This is a genomic window from Mycolicibacterium austroafricanum, from assembly GCF_000612725.1.
GTDB classification, from domain to species: domain Bacteria; phylum Actinomycetota; class Actinomycetes; order Mycobacteriales; family Mycobacteriaceae; genus Mycobacterium; species Mycobacterium austroafricanum.
In genome coordinates, this window is the sequence record NZ_HG964458.1 from 47,918 (window position 1) to 69,216 (window position 21,299).

Here is a 21,299-nt window from a genome sequence, read left to right on the forward strand (position 1 = left end):
CGATTGCACAAACGAGAGGATGACTATGGCGGTGGCGGAGGGATTTGAACCCTCGGACGGGGGTTACCCGTCACACGCTTTCGAGGCGTGCTCCTTAGGCCGCTCGGACACGCCACCGTGTGGCAGCTTACCGATGGACAGCTCATCGACCAAAACGTCCCGGGCTCGCCCGCCGGGTCTCACCGCTGGCCGGCGAAGAACTCCTCCAGGGGGGCCGCGCACTCGGCCTCCAGCACCCCGCCGCGCACCTGCGGCCGATGTGTCAGCCGGCGGTCACGCACCACGTCCCACAGCGAACCGACCGCGCCGGTCTTGGGCTCCCACGCCCCGAACACAACCCGCGCCACCCGGGCCATGACCAGCGCGCCCGCGCACATCGTGCAGGGCTCCACCGTGACCGCCAGCGTCGCGCCCTCCAGCCGCCACCCGTCGCCCAGCTCCCGCGCCGCCGCGCGCAACGCCAGGATCTCCGCGTGCGCTGTCGGATCGCCGAACTCCTCGCGCGCGTTCGCCGCCCTGGCCAGCTCCCTGCCGTCGGGGGCGAAGACGACCGCGCCGATCGGCACGTCGCGCGGCCCGGCCAGCCGGGCGGCGTCGAGCGCGGCGCGGATCAGTTCCTCGTCGGTCACCTGCTTCGACTGAATTGCCGGTTCACCGGCCGAGCTGAATTGCCGGTTCACCGGCCCAGGCGGTCCAGCACCGCCGACAGCTCGTCGGCGAACCCCATCTCCCGGGCGATACGGCCGACCTGCTCGTCGGCGTACAGGTCGTCGCTCTCGTCGAGGATCACTCCCAGCACCGCCTCCGGCAGGCCGATGTCGGACAGCAGGCCGAGGTCCCCCTCCTCGAACGGGTCGCACCGCTCGAGTTCCTCGTCGTCGATGTCGGCGTCGAGCTTCTCCAGCACCTCGGCGGCGATGTCATAGTCAAGCGCCGCGGTCGCATCCGAGAGCAGCAGCCTGGTGCCCGACGGGGCAGGCCGCACGATCACGAAGAACTCGTCGTCGATGTCGAGAATCCCGAAAACCGCTCCGGCACTGCGCAGTTCACGCAGTTCGGTCTCCGCGGCGGTCAGGCTGGTCAGTGTGGCGGGCCGCATCGGGGTGCACCGCCACTTGCCGTCCTCCCGGACGACGGCCACAGCGAAGCCGTCCGGAACGTCGGTCACCCGCTCCTGCTTCTGTGCACTCTGCGCTCCCATGAGGCCTGAGGGTAGTCCCCCGGCAGTGCCTTGACCAGCAAGTCCGTGCCCTCCCGGCACCGTGAGCTTGATCGGGTGTGTCAACCTAGGCACGTGACGAAGACACCGGTGTGCGTGATCGGTCTCGGCCTGATCGGCGGTTCGCTGATGCGGGCCGCAAAGGCCGCCGGACGTGAGGTGTTCGGGTACAACCGCTCCGTCGAAGGTGTCGACGCGGCCCGGCTCGACGGGTTCGACGCCAGCGTCAACCTCGACGAGACGCTGGCCCGTGCCGCGGCCGTCGACGCGCTGATCGTGCTCGCCGTCCCGATGCCCGCGCTACCACTGATGCTGCGCCACGTCCGAGAGAGCGCCGCCGACTGTGCCCTCACCGACGTCACCAGCGTCAAAGGTGCCGTGCACGAGGAGGTCGCCAAAGCCGGGCTGCTGGCGCGGTTCGTCGGCGGGCACCCGATGACCGGCACCGCGCACTCGGGGTGGGCGGCCGGCGACGCCCGGCTGTTCGTGGGCGCACCCTGGGTGCTCAGCGTCGACGACCACGTCGACCCCGGGGTGTGGGCCACGGTGATGCACCTGGCACTGGACTGCGGTTCGTTCGTCGTCCCCGCCCGATCCGACGAACATGACGCCGCGGCCGCGACCATCTCGCACCTGCCGCACCTGCTCGCCGAGGCGCTGGCCGCCACCGCCGGTGAGGTTCCGCTGGCGTTCGCCCTGGCCGCCGGCTCCTTCCGCGACGGCACCCGGGTCGCCGCGACCGCGCCCGACCTGGTGCGGGCCATGTGCGAGGCGAACGCCACCCACCTGCTGCCCGTCCTCGACCACGCACTGCGCCTGCTGATCGACGCCCGCAATCAGTTGGCCCAGCATCAGCCGGTATCGGAACTCGTCGAGGGCGGCCACGCCGCGCGGATCCGCTACGACAGCTTCAGCCGACCGCAGATCGTCACCACCGTCATCGGCGCCGAGGAATGGCGCGACGAACTCGCCGCGGCCGGGCGCGCGGGCGGTGTGATCAGATCCGCTCTGCCAGTCCGGGATAGTCGAGGATGAAACCGTCCGAATCGACCGTGACCACGGTTTCGGCGACCGGCGAGTGCAGCCTGATCCCACCGTCGACCGCGGCGTAACTGATCGTCTCGACGTCCACCGCCAGATCCGGCACCCGCACGTAGACGACCGGCACGGTCACCGAGCCGCCGTCCTTGTACACGCCGGTACGGCGGATCGGCAGCGCGTTGAAGAACGGGCTGAAGATCACGTCCACATCGAGCGCACCGTCATAGGCCGACCTGCTGGTCTGCCCCGAATGCTCCTGGACCAGCCACATGTTCTCCTCGTCACGCGCGATCGAGAGCTGACGCTCACGTTCGGCCAGTGTGACGGTCAGCGACAGCCGCTTGGTCGCCCCGGCCTCGTCGGTGACAAGGTCGTAGGACGCGCTGAACGCGGGGTGCGCGGATGTGGCGGCAGCCACGATGCGGCCATATGCCTTGATGCGGTCACCCGAGACCTGTACGCGCGCCGACTCCATGCGTGACACATCGTGTGCGCGCCATGTCAGAACGGCCCGCCAGGTACTCGCGTCCGAGCTATCGGCTTCACTCATGCCTCTACCGTAGGCGACGGGTTGCCTCGCTCGTGGCGGGCTTCCGAATCGGGCCGTCGACCGGCCCGCGACCGCGATTCCAGCGCCACCTCGTCGCCGAGCAACGGCTGCGGCATCGAGCCCGACCGGCGCAGTCTGCCCGACCCCGGGACCGAAGCCCACACCGCGAACGCGAGTGCCGCATCGAGGATCAGCGCCAGCGCGGTGACCATCAGGGCCCCCACCAGCGCGAGGTAGAACTCCCGCACCTTGATGCCGTCGATCAGGTATCGGCCCAACCCGCCCAGGCTGGCGTACGCCGCGACGGTGGCGGTGGCCACGATCTGCAACGTGGCGGTGCGCAGCCCGCCCAGGATCAACGGCATCGCGATCGGCGTCTCCACCCGCAGCAGGATCCGTGACTCCGTCATCCCCATCGCCCTGGCGGCGTCGACCACGTCCCGGTCCACGTTCGCGATGCCGGAGTAGGTGCCTGCCAGCAGCGGGGGGATGCCGAGCAGCATCAGTGCCACCGTGGGCGGGATCAGACCCAGCCCCCACAGAAGGACACCCAGCAACAGCACCCCGAGCGTGGGCAGCGCCCGCAACGCGTTGACGCCGGTGACGACGACGAACGTGCCGCGGCCGGTGTGCCCGATCAGCATTCCGAGCGGGACCGCGATGACGGCCGAGAAGAACACCGCGATGACGGTGTACTGCAGGTGCTCCAGGATGCGTGCGCTCAGACCCGCGGGGCCGCCCCAGTTCGCCGCCGTGAAGATAAACGACAGCGCCTCCTGCAGGAAGTTCACGTCGGCGCTCCCGCCTCGGCCCTGGGTGCCCGCGTCGCCCGTGGCTGGGCTCTGGTCCAAGGCGTGAGCGCCTTGCCCGCCAACATGATCAGCGTGTCGATGACGATGGCCAGCACGAAGATCGCGACGATGCCTGCGATGATCTGATCGCTCTTGTTCGCCTGGTAACCCTCGGTGAACCACGTGCCGAGGCCCCCGATGCCGATGACCGATCCGACCGCGACCATCGAGATGTTGGTGACGGCGACCACCCGCAGGCTGGCGACGAGCACCGGAAGTGCCAGCGGCAGTTCGATTTTCAACATCCGGGTGAGTGGCCGGTACCCGACCGCGGTGGCGGCGTCGAGCACCGCCGGCGACACCGCGTCCAGCGCTTCGGGCACCGCCCGCACCAGCAGCGCCACCGTGTAGAGCGTCAGTGCGACGATGACGTTGGCCTCGTCGAGGATTCGGGTGGGGATGATCAGCGGCAGCACCACGAACAGCGCCAGCGACGGGATGGTGAACACGATGCTCGCCGTGACCGTCGTCAGCCGCCGCAGCACCGTCGTGCGCTGCACCAGGGCGCCCAGCGGGACAGCGATCAGCAGTCCCAACAGGATCGGGATCAGCGACAGCCGCAGGTGGATCAGCGTCAGCGTCCACAGCGCGTCGAGGTGGGTCACCAGGTAACGCATCGGATCACCCCTCTACCTGCCTGGCGGTGCGCTGCTTGTCCAGGGCCGCGAGCACGTCGTCGGCTTTCACCCCGCCGATCACCTGACCGGCACCGTCGACGGCCACCCCGAGCCCGGCCGGCGAGGACAGCGCCGCGTCCAGCGCCAGCCGCAGCGTGCCGTCCGGCGGGAACAGCGAGCCGCCGGCAATGGTGCTGTCGTAGAGCGAACTTCCATTGCGATGCAGTTCGACGCCGGCGGCGTTGATCCACGCGTACGGGGTGCCGTCGGGCCGGGTCACCAGCACCCAGTCCCCGGGACTCAGTGCCAGGGCGTTGATCTCGGGTTCGGCGACGTGGCGGATGTCGTGCAGCGGCAAGCCGGTGGCATGAAAGAACTGCAGCCCCCGGTAACCGCGGTCGGCGCCGACGAATTCGGCCACCTCATCGTTGGCCGGGTTGGACAGCAGCCGCGCCGGGGCGTCGTACTGCTGAAGGACTCCGCCGCGGCCGAAGACCGCCACCCTGTCGCCCAGCTTGATCGCCTCGTCGATGTCGTGGGTGACGAACACGATGGTCTTGCGCAGTTCGCTCTGCAGGCGCAGGATCTCGGTCTGCAGATCCTCGCGCACCACCGGATCGACGGCACTGAACGGCTCGTCCATCAACAGGATCGGGGGGTCAGCGGCCAGTGCCCGTGCCACCCCGACGCGCTGCTGCTGCCCGCCGGAGAGCTGGGCCGGGTACCGGTCGGCGAGCTTGGGATCGAGCCCGACCCGTTCCAGCACCCCGAGCGCGGATCTGCGTGCGCTGCGCCGTGATTCGCCGCGCAGCACAGGTACCGTCGCGACGTTGTCGACGACGCGCAGATGAGGCATCAGGCCCGCACTCTGGATCACGTAGCCGATTCCGAGCCGCAGTTTCACCGGGTCGACCTTGGTGACGTCCCTGCCGTCCACGGTCAGCGTGCCCGAGGTCGGCTCGATCATCCGGTTGATCATCCGCATCGAGGTGGTCTTGCCGCAGCCCGAGGGGCCCACGAACACGGCCAGGGTGCCCTCCGGAACCTCCAGCGTCAGATCGTCGACTGCGACGGTGCCGTCCGGGTATCTCTTCGTGACGTGCTCGAAGTTGATCACGACATCCCTACTTCCCGATAGGCGTGTCGAAGCCGTTGTCGGAGATCCACTTCCGCGCCGCCTCGTCGGGGTCGACTCCCTGATTGCCCTCGACCGAGGTGTTCAACTCGATCAGGGCCTCGGTGTTCAGCTCGGCACTGACGGCGTCCAGCACGGTCTTGAGTTCGTTCGACATCTTCTGCGAGGCCACCAGCGGCACCACGTTCGCGGCCAGGAACACGTTCTTCGGATCCTCCAGCACCACCAGCGCGCTGCGTTCGATCGCCGGAGACGTGCTGAAGATGTTGGCCGCGGTGACCGTTCCGTCGGTCAGCGCCTTGACCGTCGCGGGACCGCCGCCGTCGCTGATCGCGACGAAGTTCGCCGGCGCGATGTCCAGGCCGTACTTCTCCTTGAGCCCCACCAGGCCGGTCTGCCGGGTCTGAAACTCCGACGGCGCACCGACTTTCACCTCAGCGGAATGTGCAGCCAGGTCTGCGATCGACTTCAGGTTCCAGCGCTGCGCGGTCTCCGCCGACACCGCGAGAGTGTCCTTGTCCTCCGCGGGCGACGGATACAGGATCGACAGGTCGCCCGGCAGCGCCTTCAGCAGGCCGAGCAGCACCGAATCCGGTGTCGTGGCTGCGCTCTCGGGGTCGAAGTACTGCAGCAGGTTGCCGGTGTACTCCGGGATCAGGTCGATCGAGTGGTCCCGCACCGCGGGGATGTATGTCTCGCGGCTGCCGATACCGAACTGGCGGGAGATCGTGAACCCGTTGGCCTCCAGCGCCTGGGCGTAGATCTCGGCGATGATCTTCGATTCGGTGAAGTCCGCCGAGCCCACCTTGATCGACTTGAGGTCGCCGGAGATCTCGCCGCCGCCGAGTGGATTGGAGCTGCCGCAGGCGCTGAGCACCGCTGCGAGAAGCGCGATGGCAACCGCCACAGCTGCGCGCCTGGTTCGTCGGGAGCAGATCATCCGAACGTCCTTTCAATCTCGCCGTGCCTGCGAGAAGGGCTGGGCCGACCTTACGTCACCGGCGTGGTGGTTTCATTCAAAGCGCATTAGGGCAAAGATGGAGCCATGACCAGCGATCCGTTCGCGTCGCCCGACCAGCCGGCTGCCGACGCTCCGGCCACGCCGCCCATGGGGACCCCGCCACCGCCGCCGAAGTCCGCGGTGCATCTCACCCGCGCCGCCGCACTGTGGACAGCGTTGACACTGGGCTTCCTGATCTTGATCGTGCTGCTCATCTTCATCGCGCAGAACACCGAATCCGCGGAGTTCGCGTTCCTCGGCTGGCACTGGAGCCTCCCGCTGGGCGTCGCGATCCTGTTCGCGGCGGTGGCAGGCGGGCTGCTGACGGTCGCCGTGGGCGCGGTGCGCATGTTCCAGCTCCGCCGCGCGGCGAAGAGGAACCTGAAAGGCGGCGTATAACGCTCAGGCGAGCTGCGACAGCCCGGCCGAGATGAGCGGGGCGACCGCCTCGCCCACCTTGTCGGTGTCGTCGACGACACCGGCTTCGCGCGCGCGATAGGCGATGCCCGCCCCGATGATGGCGAGCTTGAAGTACGCCAGCGCCATGTAGAAATCCCAGTGGTCCAACGGTTGGCCGGCCGCGCGCGAGTACTTGTCGGCCAGCGCGTCGGCGTCCGGGATCAGCTCGCTGGCCCACGCGGCGTCGGCGTGCACCAGGTTGAACATCGGATGGCGGTACACGCACATCAGCGCGGCGTCGCTGAGCGGGTCGCCGAGCGTGGACATCTCCCAGTCCAGCACGGCGACGACCTTGGTGGGGTCCTCGGCGTCGAGGATGGTGTTGTCGATGCGGTAGTCGCCGTGCACGATCGACGACCGGCTCTGCGGTGGCAGTGCCTCGCCGAGACGTTCGTGCAGCCTCCTGACGTCCGCGTCGCAGGGGTCGTCGGCACGCCTGACCAGATCCCACTGCGAACCCCACCGCCGCACCTGGCGCTCGAGGTAGCCGCTGGGCTTGCCGAAGTCGGACAGCCCGACAGCGTCGGGATCCACCGAGTGGAGGTCGGCCAGCACCTTGATCAGCGCGTCGACGCACTTCTCGATCGTGGCCTGGTCGCCGAGCGCGGCCAGCTGGTCGGTGTGGCGCACCACCCGGCCCGCCACGTACTCCACCATCTGGAACGGTGCGCCCAGCACCGAGTCGTCGTTGCGCATCGTGACGGCGCGCGCGACCGGCACCGCGGTATCGGCCAGCGCGGCGACCACCCGGTACTCGCGGGCCATGTCGTGCGCCGACGGGGTCAGACCGTGCAGTGGCGGACGCCGCAGCACCCACTTGGATGCGTCGTCGAAGACCAGGAACGTCAGGTTGGAGCGACCACCGGAGATGAACTCGGCGCGCAACTCACCGCTGCGGGGCACGCCGACGTCGCGCAGGTGTAGGTCCAGGGCGGCAAGGTCGAGGCCTTCGAGCTCAGTCACGGGAACTGTTTACCACCGCTGGTTTCGAGGCAGTAAGTCCCATACGTGTTCGGTGCCGTTGACGCCGGCCACCGCAAACCGGCCGGTGCGCGACGACAGCAGCCGCGTCACCGAGGCGTAATCGACGTGGAAGGACAGCAACCGTTCGGTGCGCAGTACGTGATGCAGCAGCACGTTGATGACGCCGCCGTGGCTGAACACCGCGACGGTGTCGTCGTGGCCCGCGCCGGCCACGAGGTCCTCGATACCTGCGGTGACGCGGGCCAGGAACTCGGCCTCGTCGACGGCGCTGGGCAGATGGCCGTCGATGAGTCGCTGCAGTTCCTCCGGCCTCTCGGCGGCAATCTGCTCGATGGGGATGTAGTGCGCCAGGTCGCGGTCGTATTCGGCGAGGCGGTCGTCGACCTCGATCGGCAGACCCAGCGCGTCGGCCACCGGCTGCCCCGTCTCGATCGCACGCACCTGCGGGCTGCTCACCAGACGCGTGATCGGGAAGCGGGCCAGCGCGTCGGGCAGCCGTTTGGCTTGTTCGAGCCCCTCGGCGGACAGGCTCGGGTCGGAGCCCTGCCCGGGCTCGCTCCGCAGGGGCAGCGCATGTCGGACCAGAAGCAGTTGCACCGTGACACCATATGGCCCGTGACTGCTTCGGGTGGATTCGCCGATCGGCTGTTCGATCTGACCGACCGGGTGGTGCTGGTCACCGGCGGCAGCCGCGGCCTGGGACGCGAGATGGCGTTCGCGGCGGCGCGCTGCGGGGCCGACGTGGTCATCGCCAGCCGCAAGTACGACGCGTGTGTGGCCACCGCCGACGAGATCGCGGCCGAGACGGGACGGGCCGCGTTCCCGTACCAGGTGCACGTGGGACGGTGGGACGAGCTCGACGGGTTGGTCGACGCCGTCTATGACCGGTTCGGCAAGGTCGACGTGCTGGTCAACAACGCGGGCATGTCGCCGCTGTACGAATCCTTGTCGTCGGTCACCGAGAAGCTGTTCGACTCGGTGGTGAACCTCAACCTCAAAGGCCCGTTCCGGTTGTCGGTACTGGTCGGCGATCGCATGGTCGCCGACGGCGGCGGCTCGATCATCAACGTCAGCACCCACGGCTCGATTCGCCCGGATCCGTCGTTCGTCCCCTACGCGGCGTCCAAGGCCGGACTGAACGCGATGACAGAGGCGCTGGCGCTGGCGTACGGGCCGGCCGTTCGGGTCAACACGTTGATGCCCGGACCGTTTCTCACCGACATCAGCGATGCCTGGACCTTCACCGACGGCGACACAAACCCGTTCGGGCACAGCGCCCTTCAACGCGCGGGCCAGCCGGCCGAGATCGTCGGCGCCGCGCTGTTCCTGATGTCGGACGCGTCGAGTTTCACCACCGGCTCGATCGTCCGAGCGGACGGCGGCATCCCCTGAGCCATCGACCCTGCCGAATCTGAAGTTCTGGCCGCGTCCGGCGCGAGAAGTCGACCAAAAGTTCAGTCTCGACGCACTAGGGCGTGATGATGTTGAAGCTCGGGTCCGGCTTGTCGAGCACCGACACCAGCGCGGTGAGAACCTCGGCGTCCCCGGCGATCTCCAGCCCCGGCGAGGTAGTGTCTCCCGCCGCCAGGGTGAGCAGCCGCAGCTTGTTCGCCAACCGGATCGTCACATGGGCCGACGCCTCGTCGGCGGCCGCCGCGCGGTAGACCAGCACGCCGTTGCGCAGCGTCAGCCGGTAATTGGTTGCGGCGGTACCCGATTCGCGGCTCGCCGCGGTACCCGATTCGCGGCTCGCCGCGGTGAGGAACGTCACGTCGACGGCCAGGTCGAGATCCCACGCGCGGGGCCCGTTCACGCTGATCGCCAGCACGTCGAACATCTGCTCCGGCGTCAGCTGGGCGACCATCGACGTCGACGTGGTCTGCGTCGGCGTGCCGAAATTGCCCACCCGCAGCTCGGTGGCACCGCCGAGGAAGAAGTTGCGCCAGGTCGCCGTCTCGGCACCGTAGGCCAGCTGCTCCAGGGTGTCGGCGTAGAGCGCCCGGGCGCCGGCATGGTTCTCGTCGGTGAACATAGCGTGATCAAGAAGTGTTGCCGCCCAACGGAAATCACCCTCGTCGAAGGCGCCCTTGGCCAGCTCGACGACGCGGTCGATACCGCCCATGGCCGCGACATAGCGTGGGCCGATGGCCTCCGGCGGATGGGGCCACAGCCGGGCGGGATTGCCGTCGAACCACCCCATGTAGCGCTGGTAGACGGCCTTGACGTTGTGGCTCACCGACCCGTAGTACCCGCGCGCATGCCACGCCCGCTCCAGCGCCGGCGGCATCGCGAAGGCTTCGGCGATCTCGATGCCGGTGAAACCCTGATTGAGTTGCCGCAGCGTCTGGTCGTGCAGATACGCGTACAGATCCCGTTGCAGGGACAGGAATTCGACGATCCGGTCCTTACCCCAGGTCGGCCAGTGGTGCGAGGCGAACACCACGTCGGCACGGTCGGCGAACGTGTCGATCGCCTCGGTGAGATAGCCCGCCCAGCCGTGCGGATCCCGAACCAGAGCGCCGCGCAGCGTCAGCAGATTGTGCAGGTTGTGCGTCGCGTTCTCGGCCATGCACAGCGCACGGAAGCGCGGGAAGTAGAAGTGCATCTCGGCCGGGGCCTCGGTGCCCGGCGCCATCTGGAACTCGATCTCGACACCGTCGATGGTGTGCGTCTCGCCGGTCTGGCGGATGTCGACCGTCGGCACGATGATCGCCACCTCGCCCGTCGACGGGGTCTGCCCCAGCCCGCAGCCGACCTGCCCCTGTGGTCCCCGCTCGAGCACCGTGCCGTACATGTAGGCGGCCCGGCGGGTCATCGCCGTGCCGGCGTAGACGTTCTCTTGCACCGCGTGCGCGGTGAACCCCTCGGGCGCCAGCACCGCCACCCTGCCGGCGTCGACGTCGGCCTGCGAGGTCACGCCCAGCACCCCGCCGAAGTGGTCCACATGGCTGTGGGTGTAAATCACCGCCCGGACCTCGCGATCGCCGCGGTGTTCGCGGTACAGCGCCAGCGCGGCGGCGGCGACCTCGGTGGACACCAGCGGGTCGATCACGATGATGCCGGTGTCACCCTCGACGAAGGTGATGTTGGACAGGTCGAACCCGCGTACCTGGTAGATGCCTTCGACCACTTGGTAGAGACCCTGCTTGGCCGCCAGCGTCGACTGCCGCCACAGGCTCGGGTGCACCGTCGTCGGGGCGTCTCCCGTGAGGAACGCGTAGACGTCGTTGTCCCACACCACGCGTCCGTCGGCGGCCTTGATGACGCACGGCTGCTGCGCGGCGATGAATCCCCGGTCGGCGTCGGCGAAATCCCTGGTGTCGTCGAACGGGAGGGTGGCGAGATGTTCCCGGTGCGCGGCTTCGATCGTGGCTGTGGGCGGCTTGCTGTCCATATCCGAAAGAGTGCCACGCGAGCCATCCCCGTAGTGCTTGACTGACCCGATGGATGTACGCCGTGTGGTCACCGGACATGATGCGTCCGGCAAGTCAGTGTTCGTCAGCGACGAGAAGGTCGCACCCCGGGTGCCGGTATTGCTGCCCGGATCCGAGTTCACCCTGCTGTGGGGCGGTGACACCACGCCGCAGTTTCCCGACGACGGCTCAATGCCGAGTTGGCACACCTACTTTCCGCCGATCGGCGGGTTCCGGTTCTCGATGTTCACGCTGCCGCCGGGAGCCGCGGCAGCGAGTGAACCGGAAGAGATCGATGCCGAGGCGGCGCTGGCCGACGCCGAGGAGAAGCTGCCCGGACTGCTCGCCTACATGGATCCCAGCGACGCGGGCATGCACACCACCGACACCATCGACTTCGAGGTGGTTCTGGAGGGCACCGTCATCCTCGAGCTCGACGACGGCGCCGAGGTGACGCTGCACCCGGGTGACACCGTGGTGCAGAACGGCACCCGGCACCGCTGGCGCAACCCCGGCGACGTGCCGGCCCGGCTGGCGCTGTTCGTCGTCGGGGCCGAGCACGCCAACGTCACGCGCGACTAACCGCCCCGTTCGGCAAGCCACTGCTGAGCCCGCCGCTTCGACGCGCGGGACAGCCACGCATCCTGGATCAGCTCACGCAGCTCCGTCACACCCACCTCGCCCAGCCGGCTCGCCCGCACCAGTACCGACGGGTGGCCGTCGAAATGGTCGGTGGTGAAGAACGGCGAATCGGGGTCCTGGGTGAGCGCCAACTTGTCGTCCTCGGACTCCACCCAGATGACGATGACGTCCGGGTAGCGCTCACCGGTGTCCGGGTCGAGCGCGTCGGGTCGGGGGGTGCGGAAGAACACGAACGACTTGCCACCCACCTGATAGATCGGGTTGCCCGCCTTGGGACCCTCCACCCGGGTGACGTGCGGCATCGCCGTGGCGATCTCGTGGACGTCGTCGACGGTCGCGGGCCGGTCACCCATTGCGGTCCAGCTGGTGCAGTTCGACGTCGCGCAGCGCTCCCGCATGCACCGCCGCCGTCATGAAGGTGCAGTACGGCTGCCGGCGGCGGTCGGTCGGAGATCCCGGATTGAGAAGGCGCAGACCGGTTTTCGCCGTCGTGTCCCACGGGATGTGACTGTGGCCGAAGACCAGCACGTCGGTGTCGGGATACTCCCTGGCCATCCGCGCTTCGCGGCCGGTGGCGGCGCCGGTTTCGTGGACGACGGTGAACTTAACCCCCTCGAGGACGACGTCGGCGCGCTCGGGCAACCTGCGGCGCAACTCGGCTCCGTCGTTGTTACCCCAGCACGCCACCAGCCGGCGGGCGCGACCCTCCAGCGCGTCCAGCAGATCCGGCTCGACCCAGTCCCCGGCATGGATCACCACGTCGACGGCGTCGACGGCATCCCAGACCGCAGGCGGCAGGTCGCGGGCCCGCTTCGGAAGGTGCGTGTCAGCGATCAGCAGAAGGCGCACCACTCCAACATAGGGTCCGCTCTGCGATGGGGCACGTTCGGTGAGGCCGGGTCAGGTACGGACGTTCTCGTCGTCGAGCCGGGTCACGTCGCCGCCCGCGGGGCCGCCATGTTTACGGCCGGCGTGCGCCTCGGCGCGCATCCGCTCCACCATGTGCGGGTAATGCAGCTCGAAAGCGGGCCGCTCCGAACGGATCCGGGGCAGCTCGGTGAAGTTGTGCCGCGGCGGCGGGCAACTGGTGGCCCACTCCAGCGAGTTGCCGTAACCCCACGGATCGTCGACCGTCACGACCTCGCCGTAACGCCAGCTCTTGAACACATTCCACACGAACGGCAACATCGAAGCCCCGAGGATGAACGCACCGATCGTCGAGATGACGTTCAGCGTCGTGAAATCGTCGGTCGGCAGGTAGTCGGCGTAGCGGCGCGGCATGCCCTCGTCGCCGAGCCAGTGCTGCACCAGGAACGTGGTGTGGAAGCCGATGAACGTCAACCAGAAATGCAGCTTGCCGAGCCGCTCGTCGAGCAGGCGGCCGGTCATCTTCGGGAACCAGAAGTAGATGCCCGCGTAGGTGGCGAACACGATGGTGCCGAACAGCACATAGTGGAAGTGCGCCACCACGAAATAGCTGTCGTGCACGTGGAAGTCCAGCGGCGGGCTGGCCAGCAGCACGCCGGACAGGCCACCGAGCAGGAACGTCGCGATGAACCCGACCGAGAACAACATCGGTGTCTCGAACGTCAACTGGCCCTTCCACATCGTGCCGAGCCAGTTGAAGAACTTGATGCCGGTCGGGACGGCGATGAGGAACGTCATGAACGAGAAGAACGGATAGAGCACGGCACCGGTGGCGAACATGTGGTGCGCCCACACCGCCATCGACAACGCCCCGATGCTGAACGTGGCATAGATCAGCGTGGTGTAGCCGAAGATCGGTTTGCGGGAGAAGACCGGAATCACCTCGCTGATGATCCCGAAGAACGGCAGCGCGATGACGTACACCTCGGGGTGACCGAAATACCAGAACAGGTGCTGCCACAGCAGCACGCCACCGTTGGCGGGGTCGTAGACGTGCGCGCCGAGGTGGCGGTCGGCGGCAAGGCCGAACAGCGCCGCGGTCAGCAGCGGGAAGATGAGCAGCACCAGGATCGAGGTCACCAGGATGTTCCAGGTGAAGATCGGCATCCGGAACATCGTCATGCCGGGCGCGCGCATGCACACCACGGTGGTGATCATGTTCACCGCACCCAGGATGGTGCCGAGGCCGCCCACCCCGAGGCCGAAGATCCACAGGTCCCCACCCGCGCCGGGGGAGTACATCGCGTCGGACAGCGGCGTGTAGGCCGTCCAGCCGAAGTCCGCGGCACCCCCGGGGGTGATGAATCCCGACAGCGCAATCAGCGCGCCGAACAGGAACAGCCAGAACGAGAAGGCGTTCAGCCGCGGGAACGCGACATCGGGAGCGCCGATCTGCAGCGGCAGCACCAGGTTGGCGAACCCGAACACGATGGGCGTGGCGTAGAACAGCAACATCGCCGTGCCGTGCATGGTGAACAGCTGGTTGTACTGCTCGTTGGACAGGAACTGCAGGCCGGGCACCGCCAGTTCGGTCCTGATGAACAGCGCCATGATGCCGCCGATCAGGAAGAACACGAAGCAGGTGACGACGTACATGATGCCGATCAGCTTGTGATCGGTGGTGGTGATCAGTTTGTAGATCAGGTTGCCCTTGGGACCCAGGCGCGCCGGAAAGGGCCGTTTCGGCACCAGTGTCGTTGGCTTCTCGACGGTGGATTCTGCAGTCATGACACCCCCCACAGAGATTCTGACTCAGATGGTGTCGACTGTAATGAGCGATTGGCCACAGCGGCAGTCAATCCGCCGATCGCTCCGGAGAATAGGGCCGAAAGTAGGCAATTCGATATGAAAGTGCGCCCGAAGGGATTCGAACCCCTAACCTTCTGATCCGTAGTCAGATGCTCTATCCGTTGAGCTACGGGCGCATGGGTGTACTGCATATTCAGTTGTGACGCCGGCGAGCCGGCCTCGTGCGCGGAGGCGAGAGGATTTGAACCTCCGGTCCCCTGTAAGGGGGACAACTCATTAGCAGTGAGTCCCATTCGGCCGCTCTGGCACGCCTCCCGACGTTTACCGCCGCTGCGACAGAGTACACAGGCCCCACCGCGGGAAGCAAAGCAGCCAGAGCCGGGCCATAAACTGTCCAGGTGTCCGCCCGCCTGCGCCCCGAACTCGCCGATCTGCCCGCCTACGCGCCAGGTAAGACGGTGCCCGGGGCCATCAAGATCGCCAGCAACGAAACCGTCCACGGCCCGCTGCCCAGCGTGCGGGCCGCGATCGAGAAGGCGATCGACGGAATCAACCGCTACCCCGACAACGGCTATGTCGAACTCAGGGAGCGGTTGGCCAAGCACGTGAACTTCGCCCCGGAGTACATCTCCGTCGGCTGCGGGTCGGTCAGCCTGTGCCAGCAGTTGATCCAGATCACCTCCACCGTGGGCGACGAGGTGTTGTTCGGCTGGCGCAGTTTCGAGATCTACCCGCTGCAGGTCCGCACCGCCGGCGCCACCCCGGTGCAGGTGCCGCTGACCGACCACACCTTCGACCTCGACGCGATGCTCGCCGCGATCACCGACCGCACCCGGCTGATCTTCGTGTGCAACCCGAACAATCCGACCAGCACCGTCGTCGACCCCGACGCGCTGGCCCGGTTCGTCGAGGCGGTGCCGCCGCACATCATGGTGGTGGTCGACGAGGCGTACGTGGAGTACATCCGCGACGGGCTGGCGCCCGACAGCTTCGGGTTGGTCCGCGCCCACAGCAATGTCGTTGTGCTGCGCACCTTTTCAAAGGCATACGGGCTGGCCGGACTGCGGATCGGCTACGCCGTCGCCGACCCCGACATCATCGCCGCGCTGTCCAAGGTCTACGTCCCGTTCACGGCCACCAGCGTGTCCCAGGCCGCCGCGATCGCGTGCCTGGACGCCGCCGACGAGCTGCTGGAGCGCACCGACGCCGTCGTCGCCGAACGAACCCGGGTCAGCGCCGCGCTGCGCGAGGCCGGCTACGACCTGCCGCCGTCGCAGGCCAACTTCGTGTGGCTGCCCCTGGTCGGTCGCGCGCAGCAGTTCGCCGCCGATGCCGCCAACAGCCGCGTCATCGTGCGGCCCTACGGCGAGGACGGCGTCCGGGTCACCATCGCCGCACCCCACGAGAACGACGCGTTCCTCGGATTCGCGCGAGGCTGGGACGGGCTGCGGTGACCGCCACCTGCACTTCTACCTCGAACTGGCCCAGCCGCATATCGTGGCCAGGATGAAGACGCACGCGCGGTTCACGGCCGCGACGATGGTCGCCCTCGGCGTCGTACTCGGCCTGACCACGGCGTGCCAGCGCACCACCGAGGGCGCCGTCGCGCAGACCACCCAGCCGGGTCCGCCGCTGACGTCGGCTCCCACCACCTCCAGCCGCGCGCCGGGCATCCCGGGCATACCCGACATCCAGATCCCGAACCTGCCTCTGCCGACCCGCAACACCGACGTCCCCGAGGTGCCGGCCCCGGCCAACGCGATGACGATGACCTGCGAAGAGTTCACCGACCTGGACGAGCCCACCCGTGTCGCCGTGGTCCGCGAGATCCTGTCCCAGGAGGGCAACCCGCTGGGGCCCGACGGCGAGTTCGTCGGGCAGATCCTGGCCGACGCCGCCTGCCAGTTCCTGCCCAGCGCGGTCGTCGCCGACGTGCTTCTGGGCGGGGGCTAACCTCTCTACCCATGGGTAACTCGTACGAATCGGTGACCGTCGACATCGCCGATCACATCGCACAGGTGATGCTGATCGGACCCGGCAAGGGCAACGCGATGGGCCCGGCGTTCTGGGCCGAGCTGCCGGTGGTGTTCCACGAACTCGACGCCGACCCCGAGGTGCGCGCGATCGTGCTGACCGGTTCGGGAAAGAACTTCAGCTACGGCCTGGATCTGATCGCGATGGGTGACACGCTGGGCTCGATGATGGCCGACGCTTCGACGTCCAAGCCGCGCGCAGACTTCCACGCCCGCCTGAAGACCATGCAATCGGCGATCACGGCGGTCGCCGACTGCCGCACCCCGACCATCGCATCGGTGCACGGCTGGTGCATCGGCGGCGGGGTGGACCTGATCTCCGCGGTCGACATCCGCTACGCGAGCAGCGACGCGAAGTTCTCGGTACGCGAGGTCAAGCTCGCGATCGTCGCCGACGTCGGCTCCCTGGCGCGCCTGCCGATGATCCTGTCCGACGGGCATCTGCGCGAGCTTGCGCTCACCGGCAAGGACATCGACGCCGCGCGCGCCGAGAAGATCGGCCTGGTCAACGACGTCTACCCCGATGCCGAGGCGTCGCTGGCGGCCGCGCGGGCCACTGCCGCCGAGATCGCCGCCAACCCGCCGCACACGGTGCACGGCATCAAGGATGTGCTCGACGAGCAGCGCACCGCCCAGGTGTCGGCGAGCCTGCGCTACGTCGCGGCGTGGAACTCGGCGTTCCTGCCGTCGAAGGACCTCACCGAGGGCATCAAGGCGATGTTCGAGAAGCGGCCGCCGAGCTTCACCGGCGAGTAGCCGATCACGCAGCAGCGCATGAGCGGTGGCGGAGGGATTTGAACCCCCGGACGGTGTTAGCCGTCTCTCGCTTTCAAGGCGAGTGCATTAGGCCGCTCTGCCACGCCACCGCGGGACAGTCTAGACGCGGCCGATCTTGGCCGACGGCCCGCCGTTCTTCAGGGCGACGCTGATCCGGCGGCAGTTCTCCCCCATCGCGGTGACCTGCGGCCGGCTCAACCGGTCCAGGAAGTGGCTGCGCACCGCGACCCCATAGGTCTGCATCGCGGTGGCCAGCGCCGATCGCCCCTCCGGCGTGATGCTCGCCAGCACACCGCGTCCGTCGTCGGGGCTGGCGATACGGCTGACCAACCCCTGCACCTCCAGACGGTGGATCTGCCGGGTCACCCGGCTGGGCAACGACATCAGCGATTCCGCCACATCACCCATCCGGGCCGATCCGGTCGGCGATTTCGCCAACAGGTCGAGCAGTCGCACATCATTCAATGTCAGCCTATGCTCGTCTGACAGCGACCGGTTCATGGTCGCGTACAACCTCAGCGCAGCATCCAGAAAGTTCTGCCATGCCCTTTGCTCAGCAATATCCAGGCCTGGCGTATCGCTCGCCGTGCGCCCCCCGATGATCCCCTCCATGGGCACATACTAGGACCCGAAAGGGTTGCCGGAGATCGAAACTCTCGGAGTTTCCCCAGCGTAGTAGCGTGGGGCCAATGCATGCGATCGTGGCGCAACCGTCCTCGGAGGGGCTGACCTGGCAGTCTGTTCCAGATATCGCCCCTGCTCCCGGCGAGGTGCTCATCCGCGTCGCGGCCGCCGGAGTGAACCGGGCCGACCTGCTGCAGGCCGCCGGAAAGTACCCGCCCCCTCCCGGCGCGAGCGACATCCTCGGTCTTGAGGTGTCGGGGACGATCGCCGCGATCGGCGAAGGCGTCACGAAGTGGTCGCAGGGGCAACCGGTTTGCGCTTTGCTGGCCGGCGGTGGTTACGCCGAGTTCGTCGCCGTTCCGGCGGGTCAGGTGCTGCCGATTCCCGACGGTGTGCCGGTGCCCCACGCCGCCGGGCTGCCGGAGGTCGCGTGCACGGTCTGGTCGAACGTGGTGATGGCCGCAGGCCTGACCGCGCCCGAACTCCTCCTCGTGCACGGCGGCGCCAGCGGGATCGGGACCCACGCCATCCAGGTGGCCAAGGCGTTGAACTGCCGCGTGGCGGTCACGGCCGGCTCGCGCAACAAGCTCGACCTGTGCGCCGAACTGGGCGCCGACATCACCATCGACTACCACAACGAGGACTTCGTCGGCGTGGTCCGCGACGCCGGCGGCGCCGACGTGATCCTCGACATCATGGGGGCGGCCTACCTGGACCGCAACATCGAGACACTTGCCGACGGCGGGCGCCTGGTGATCATCGGCATGCAGGGTGGCGCAAAGGCCGAGCTCAACATCGGCAAGCTGCTCACCAAGCGCGGCAGTGTCATCGCGACCGCGCTGCGTTCGCGGCCCGTCCACGGACGCGGCGGCAAGGCCGACATCGTCGCCAGGGTCGGTGCCGAACTCTGGCCGCTGGTCGCCGACGGACAGGTCCGCCCGGTGATCGGAGCGGAGTTTCCGATCGCCGAGGCGCAAGCCGCCCACGAACTACTGGCGTCCGGCGACGTATCCGGAAAAGTGCTTCTGCGCGTTGATGTTTAGCGGACCTCAGCCCAACGAGGCCAGCGCCCGCACCAGCTGATCGACCTCGGCGGACGTGCTGTAGTGCGCCAGCCCGACGGTCACCGCGCCACCCACGTCGTTGACCCCGATCACGTCGAGGACCCGCGAGCTCGCATTCGCGATGGCCAGGATGCCGTTGTCGGCGAGGCGCTGCACGACCCGCTCGGCGGGCACGTTGTCGATCGCGAAACTCAGCACCGGGATCCGGACCTCGGGGCCACCGATCACCGTGACCGTCGGTAGCGACCGCAGTGACACCAACAGGTAGTCGAACAGCGCGTTCATGTACGCCGAGGCCGACCGCATGGAGATCGACAACCGCTCCCGCCGCGTGCCCTGGGCCGAATCATCAAGGCCGGCAAGGTATTCGACGCTGGCCACCACTCCGGCGAGCATCCCGAACTGGTGTGAGCCGAGCTCAAGGCGGGCCGCACCGGAGGCGTGCGGGTCCAGCGACACCGACCCGAACGCGTCGATGACCGCCGGGTCACGGAAGACCAGTGCCCCGATCGGCGGTCCACCCCAGGCCAGGGCGTTGAGAGCCACCACGTCGGCGTCGATCTCGTCGATGTCGATGAGGCGGTACGGCGCTGCCGCCGAGTGGTCGACGATCACCAGCCCGCCGACCTCGTGCACCAACTTGGTCACCTCGCGAAGCTCCGTCACGGTGCCCAAAGTCGATGAGGCGGAGGTGATTGCGACCAGCCTGGTGGGCCGGGTCACCAGACCTTCCCACTGCCAGGTGGGCAGCTCGCCCGTCTCGATGTCGACCTCGGCCCATTTCACCTTGGCCCCGAAGCGGTTCGCCGCGCGCAGCCACGGCGCGATGTTGGCCTCGTCGTCGAGGCGGCTCACCACGAGTTCGTAACCCAGCCCCACCCGGCCCGACGCGGCATCGGCCAGCGACGTCAGCAACACCGCCCGGTCGGCACCGAGCACGACGCCTGCCGGGTCGGCGTTGACGAGATCCGCCACCGCCTGCCGGGCGGCGGCCAGGACTGCCGCACTGCGCCGGGCGGCCGGGTGCGCGCTGGACGTGGTAGGCATCGAACCGCGGAAGGCGGTCGAGACGGCGCGGCCCACGGAGTCGGGCAGCAACATGCCGTTCTGGGCGTCCATATGCACCCACCCATCGCCCAGTGAAGGGTGCAATCCACGCACCCGGGCGACGTCGTATGCCATGCCAGACCACCTTAGTGCGCCTTGGAACTTCGCCGTTCCGCCCGAATTCGAGGCGTCTCGGCGGCTGCCGACCTCGCTGTTTGCGCCCATGCCTTAACCGGCACAGGCCGTCTGGGCAGCCATACTAGTCGAGTGGGCTCTGGATGCGGAGGGCTAGTGGCCTCTTCGTTGCTGGTGACGCCCACGGCAATTCGGGCGATGCGTGATGGAGTTCGCCCGCCGGCGGCCGTCGCCACGCCGCAGGCAGCCACGAACACGGCATTGCCAGATCCGCGCCCCCGACGAGCATCGCGACGACGGCCGACTCCGTTAGCTGACCGATCGTCCCGCGGTGCCGCCGGAGGTTTGCCGACCGTGCACGCCGCCGACACGAAGGTGGTTGCCCCGGGGCCCCGCCGACCCGCCGTGCTGGACAAATCCCGCCCGTGCGAGAAGATCTACGTCGACGGCGCGGCCCCGCCTCCGCCGGGGACGGGCAGCCCGCCCGCGATAAGTGAGAAAAGCTGGTGCACTCTTAGGGACATGGCTACCAATTCCGACGACGACAACATCGAGATCATCGGCGGCGACGAGGTGGACGTCGAGCGTGAGGCCGACGGCAAGTCGCTGACCGACCTCGTCGAGCAGCCTGCCAAGGTGATGCGGATCGGGACGATGATCAAGCAGCTGCTCGAAGAGGTGCGGGCGGCGCCGCTGGATGACGCCAGCCGGGAACGGCTGCGCGACGTCCACCGCACGAGCATCCGCGAGCTCGAGGACGGGCTCGCCCCCGAGCTGCGTGACGAGCTGGAGCGGCTGACGCTGCCTTTCACCGAGGACGCGGTTCCGTCGGATGCGGAGTTGCGCATCGCGCAGGCCCAGTTGGTGGGCTGGCTCGAAGGTCTGTTCCACGGAATTCAGACCGCGCTGTTCGCCCAGCAGATGGCGGCCCGCCAGCAGCTGGAGCAGATGCGGCAGGGGGCGCTGCCCCCCGGTGTGGTGGTCCCGGGCCAGCGTGGCGGACCGGGGCACGGCACCGGCCAATACCTGTGA

General features: G+C 68.1%; 24 protein-coding genes and 4 tRNA genes. 9 read left to right on the forward strand and 19 right to left on the reverse strand.

What is annotated here, in order from left to right; genetic code table 11:
• Positions 1 to 26: 26 nt before the first annotated feature.
• The 3 genes from BN976_RS26795 to BN976_RS26805 form a co-directional block, all read right to left on the reverse strand.
• Positions 27 to 117 (reverse strand) — tRNA-Ser (locus tag BN976_RS26795).
• Between the two features lie 62 nt (positions 118 to 179).
• Complete coding sequence (locus tag BN976_RS26800) at positions 180 to 629, reverse strand: nucleoside deaminase (RefSeq protein ID WP_036375939.1); 450 nt, start codon at positions 627 to 629, stop codon at positions 180 to 182.
• 47 nt (positions 630 to 676) lie between these two features.
• Positions 677 to 1,201 carry a tRNA adenosine deaminase-associated protein gene (locus BN976_RS26805; RefSeq protein WP_011782712.1) on the reverse strand — a complete coding sequence of 175 codons (525 nt, stop codon included), beginning with the start codon at positions 1,199 to 1,201 and terminating at the stop codon, positions 677 to 679.
• Positions 1,202 to 1,276: 75 nt separating this feature from the next.
• Here BN976_RS26805 and BN976_RS26810 point away from each other — a divergent pair, with 75 nt between their 5' ends.
• A complete protein-coding gene (locus tag BN976_RS26810; RefSeq protein WP_084182400.1) occupies positions 1,277 to 2,254 on the forward strand; it encodes a prephenate dehydrogenase in 978 nt (325 codons plus the stop codon).
• Here BN976_RS26810 and BN976_RS26815 read toward each other — a convergent pair.
• From BN976_RS26815 to BN976_RS26835, 5 genes are read right to left on the reverse strand one after another with little or no spacing between them, the layout of a single operon-like run.
• Positions 2,217 to 2,810, reverse strand: a complete 594-nt coding sequence (locus BN976_RS26815; RefSeq protein ID WP_011782714.1) for a putative glycolipid-binding domain-containing protein — start codon at positions 2,808 to 2,810, stop codon at positions 2,217 to 2,219. The two genes, BN976_RS26810 and BN976_RS26815, sit on opposite strands and share 38 nt — an antisense overlap.
• Positions 2,807 to 3,601, reverse strand: coding sequence for an ABC transporter permease (locus BN976_RS26820; RefSeq protein ID WP_036375652.1), 795 nt, complete (start codon positions 3,599 to 3,601; stop codon positions 2,807 to 2,809). The genes BN976_RS26815 and BN976_RS26820 overlap by 4 nt, the downstream gene beginning before the upstream one ends.
• On the reverse strand, positions 3,598 to 4,278 hold the full coding sequence (locus tag BN976_RS26825; RefSeq protein WP_036375654.1) for an ABC transporter permease: 681 nt from the start codon (positions 4,276 to 4,278) through the stop codon (positions 3,598 to 3,600). Before BN976_RS26825 ends, BN976_RS26820 begins: the two co-directional genes overlap by 4 nt.
• A gap of 4 nt (positions 4,279 to 4,282) precedes the next feature.
• Positions 4,283 to 5,395, reverse strand: coding sequence for an ABC transporter ATP-binding protein (locus BN976_RS26830; protein ID WP_036375656.1), 1,113 nt, complete (start codon positions 5,393 to 5,395; stop codon positions 4,283 to 4,285).
• 7 nt (positions 5,396 to 5,402) lie between these two features.
• Positions 5,403 to 6,353 carry an ABC transporter substrate-binding protein gene (locus BN976_RS26835; protein ID WP_036375657.1) on the reverse strand — a complete coding sequence of 317 codons (951 nt, stop codon included), beginning with the start codon at positions 6,351 to 6,353 and terminating at the stop codon, positions 5,403 to 5,405.
• 105 nt (positions 6,354 to 6,458) lie between these two features.
• Between BN976_RS26835 and BN976_RS26840 the strand changes: the two genes are divergently transcribed.
• A complete protein-coding gene (locus tag BN976_RS26840; RefSeq protein WP_036375659.1) occupies positions 6,459 to 6,812 on the forward strand; it encodes a LapA family protein in 354 nt (117 codons plus the stop codon).
• A 3-nt stretch (positions 6,813 to 6,815) separates the two neighbouring features.
• Here the strand turns inward: BN976_RS26840 and BN976_RS26845 are convergent, their stop codons facing one another.
• Together BN976_RS26845 and BN976_RS26850 are read right to left on the reverse strand one after the other, a co-directional pair.
• On the reverse strand, positions 6,816 to 7,835 hold the full coding sequence (locus BN976_RS26845) for a phosphotransferase family protein (protein ID WP_036375662.1): 1,020 nt from the start codon (positions 7,833 to 7,835) through the stop codon (positions 6,816 to 6,818).
• Positions 7,836 to 7,844: 9 nt separating this feature from the next.
• Positions 7,845 to 8,453, reverse strand: coding sequence for a histidine phosphatase family protein (locus BN976_RS26850; protein WP_036375665.1), 609 nt, complete (start codon positions 8,451 to 8,453; stop codon positions 7,845 to 7,847).
• On the opposite strand from BN976_RS26850, the gene BN976_RS26855 reads away from it, so the two are divergent.
• On the forward strand, positions 8,430 to 9,248 hold the full coding sequence (locus BN976_RS26855) for an SDR family NAD(P)-dependent oxidoreductase (protein ID WP_051558583.1): 819 nt from the start codon (positions 8,430 to 8,432) through the stop codon (positions 9,246 to 9,248). The genes BN976_RS26850 and BN976_RS26855 overlap by 24 nt on opposite strands.
• 76 nt (positions 9,249 to 9,324) lie before the next feature.
• Here BN976_RS26855 and BN976_RS26860 read toward each other — a convergent pair whose 3' ends face one another.
• Positions 9,325 to 11,250, reverse strand: a complete 1,926-nt coding sequence (locus BN976_RS26860; RefSeq protein WP_036375670.1) for an alkyl/aryl-sulfatase — start codon at positions 11,248 to 11,250, stop codon at positions 9,325 to 9,327.
• Positions 11,251 to 11,299: 49 nt separating this feature from the next.
• Between BN976_RS26860 and BN976_RS26865 the strand changes: the two genes are divergently transcribed.
• Entirely contained in the window at positions 11,300 to 11,851 is a 552-nt protein-coding gene (locus tag BN976_RS26865) for a cupin domain-containing protein (protein ID WP_011782724.1), read from the forward strand.
• Here the strand turns inward: BN976_RS26865 and BN976_RS26870 are convergent.
• The 5 genes from BN976_RS26870 to BN976_RS26890 form a co-directional block, all read right to left on the reverse strand.
• A complete protein-coding gene (locus BN976_RS26870) occupies positions 11,848 to 12,264 on the reverse strand; it encodes an MmcQ/YjbR family DNA-binding protein (protein ID WP_011782725.1) in 417 nt (138 codons plus the stop codon). The two genes, BN976_RS26865 and BN976_RS26870, sit on opposite strands and share 4 nt — an antisense overlap.
• Positions 12,257 to 12,760, reverse strand: coding sequence for a metallophosphoesterase family protein (locus BN976_RS26875; protein WP_036375946.1), 504 nt, complete (start codon positions 12,758 to 12,760; stop codon positions 12,257 to 12,259). The genes BN976_RS26870 and BN976_RS26875 overlap by 8 nt, the downstream gene beginning before the upstream one ends.
• Positions 12,761 to 12,811: 51 nt before the next feature.
• Positions 12,812 to 14,566, reverse strand: a complete 1,755-nt coding sequence (gene ctaD / locus BN976_RS26880) for an aa3-type cytochrome oxidase subunit I (protein WP_051558575.1) — start codon at positions 14,564 to 14,566, stop codon at positions 12,812 to 12,814.
• Between the two features lie 124 nt (positions 14,567 to 14,690).
• Positions 14,691 to 14,763, reverse strand: a tRNA-Arg gene (locus tag BN976_RS26885).
• Positions 14,764 to 14,813: 50 nt separating this feature from the next.
• Positions 14,814 to 14,902: transfer RNA gene (locus tag BN976_RS26890), tRNA-Ser, on the reverse strand.
• Between the two features lie 83 nt (positions 14,903 to 14,985).
• Here BN976_RS26890 and hisC point away from each other — a divergent pair.
• Genes hisC through BN976_RS26905 form a run of 3 tightly spaced genes read left to right on the forward strand, consistent with a single transcriptional unit; the run spans position 14,986 to position 17,376 of the window.
• Positions 14,986 to 16,041 (forward strand): histidinol-phosphate transaminase, encoded by a 1,056-nt coding sequence (gene hisC, locus BN976_RS26895; protein ID WP_011782728.1) that lies wholly within the window; start codon positions 14,986 to 14,988, stop codon positions 16,039 to 16,041.
• 52 nt (positions 16,042 to 16,093) lie between these two features.
• Entirely contained in the window at positions 16,094 to 16,540 is a 447-nt protein-coding gene (locus tag BN976_RS26900) for a hypothetical protein (RefSeq protein ID WP_049778166.1), read from the forward strand.
• Between the two features lie 11 nt (positions 16,541 to 16,551).
• Positions 16,552 to 17,376: a crotonase/enoyl-CoA hydratase family protein gene (locus BN976_RS26905; RefSeq protein WP_011782730.1), complete on the forward strand. Its 825-nt coding sequence runs from the start codon at positions 16,552 to 16,554 to the stop codon at positions 17,374 to 17,376.
• Between the two features lie 23 nt (positions 17,377 to 17,399).
• Here BN976_RS26905 and BN976_RS26910 read toward each other — a convergent pair.
• Positions 17,400 to 17,486: transfer RNA gene (locus BN976_RS26910), tRNA-Ser, on the reverse strand.
• A gap of 10 nt (positions 17,487 to 17,496) precedes the next feature.
• Entirely contained in the window at positions 17,497 to 18,009 is a 513-nt protein-coding gene (locus BN976_RS26915; RefSeq protein WP_036375673.1) for a MarR family winged helix-turn-helix transcriptional regulator, read from the reverse strand.
• Between the two features lie 77 nt (positions 18,010 to 18,086).
• Here BN976_RS26915 and BN976_RS26920 point away from each other — a divergent pair, with 77 nt between their 5' ends.
• The gene (locus BN976_RS26920; protein ID WP_036375676.1) at positions 18,087 to 19,064 is read left to right on the forward strand and encodes an NAD(P)H-quinone oxidoreductase; all 978 of its coding nucleotides are present in this window, start codon (positions 18,087 to 18,089) and stop codon (positions 19,062 to 19,064) included.
• Between the two features lie 6 nt (positions 19,065 to 19,070).
• Here the strand turns inward: BN976_RS26920 and BN976_RS26925 are convergent, their stop codons facing one another.
• The gene (locus BN976_RS26925; protein WP_036375677.1) at positions 19,071 to 20,267 is read right to left on the reverse strand and encodes a cysteine desulfurase-like protein; all 1,197 of its coding nucleotides are present in this window, start codon (positions 20,265 to 20,267) and stop codon (positions 19,071 to 19,073) included.
• 522 nt (positions 20,268 to 20,789) lie between these two features.
• Between BN976_RS26925 and BN976_RS26930 the strand changes: the two genes are divergently transcribed.
• Positions 20,790 to 21,299, forward strand: coding sequence for a bacterial proteasome activator family protein (locus tag BN976_RS26930; protein ID WP_011782734.1), 510 nt, complete (start codon positions 20,790 to 20,792; stop codon positions 21,297 to 21,299).

Coding starts and splice junctions, on each gene's coding strand:
- BN976_RS26905 (WP_011782730.1), top strand. CDS start 16,552: ATGGGTAACTCGTACGAATCGGTGACCGTCGACATCGCCGATCACATC.
- BN976_RS26870 (WP_011782725.1), bottom strand. CDS start 12,264: ATGGGTGACCGGCCCGCGACCGTCGACGACGTCCACGAGATCGCCACG.
- BN976_RS26930 (WP_011782734.1), top strand. CDS start 20,790: ATGGCTACCAATTCCGACGACGACAACATCGAGATCATCGGCGGCGAC.
- BN976_RS26860 (WP_036375670.1), bottom strand. CDS start 11,250: ATGGACAGCAAGCCGCCCACAGCCACGATCGAAGCCGCGCACCGGGAA.
- BN976_RS26915 (WP_036375673.1), bottom strand. CDS start 18,009: ATGGAGGGGATCATCGGGGGGCGCACGGCGAGCGATACGCCAGGCCTG.
- BN976_RS26840 (WP_036375659.1), top strand. CDS start 6,459: ATGACCAGCGATCCGTTCGCGTCGCCCGACCAGCCGGCTGCCGACGCT.
- ctaD (WP_051558575.1), bottom strand. CDS start 14,566: ATGACTGCAGAATCCACCGTCGAGAAGCCAACGACACTGGTGCCGAAA.
- BN976_RS26925 (WP_036375677.1), bottom strand. CDS start 20,267: ATGGCATACGACGTCGCCCGGGTGCGTGGATTGCACCCTTCACTGGGC.
- BN976_RS26865 (WP_011782724.1), top strand. CDS start 11,300: ATGGATGTACGCCGTGTGGTCACCGGACATGATGCGTCCGGCAAGTCA.
- BN976_RS26855 (WP_051558583.1), top strand. CDS start 8,430: ATGTCGGACCAGAAGCAGTTGCACCGTGACACCATATGGCCCGTGACT.
- BN976_RS26835 (WP_036375657.1), bottom strand. CDS start 6,353: ATGATCTGCTCCCGACGAACCAGGCGCGCAGCTGTGGCGGTTGCCATC.
- BN976_RS26825 (WP_036375654.1), bottom strand. CDS start 4,278: ATGCGTTACCTGGTGACCCACCTCGACGCGCTGTGGACGCTGACGCTG.
- BN976_RS26920 (WP_036375676.1), top strand. CDS start 18,087: ATGCATGCGATCGTGGCGCAACCGTCCTCGGAGGGGCTGACCTGGCAG.
- BN976_RS26805 (WP_011782712.1), bottom strand. CDS start 1,201: ATGGGAGCGCAGAGTGCACAGAAGCAGGAGCGGGTGACCGACGTTCCG.
- BN976_RS26815 (WP_011782714.1), bottom strand. CDS start 2,810: ATGAGTGAAGCCGATAGCTCGGACGCGAGTACCTGGCGGGCCGTTCTG.
- BN976_RS26900 (WP_049778166.1), top strand. CDS start 16,094: ATGAAGACGCACGCGCGGTTCACGGCCGCGACGATGGTCGCCCTCGGC.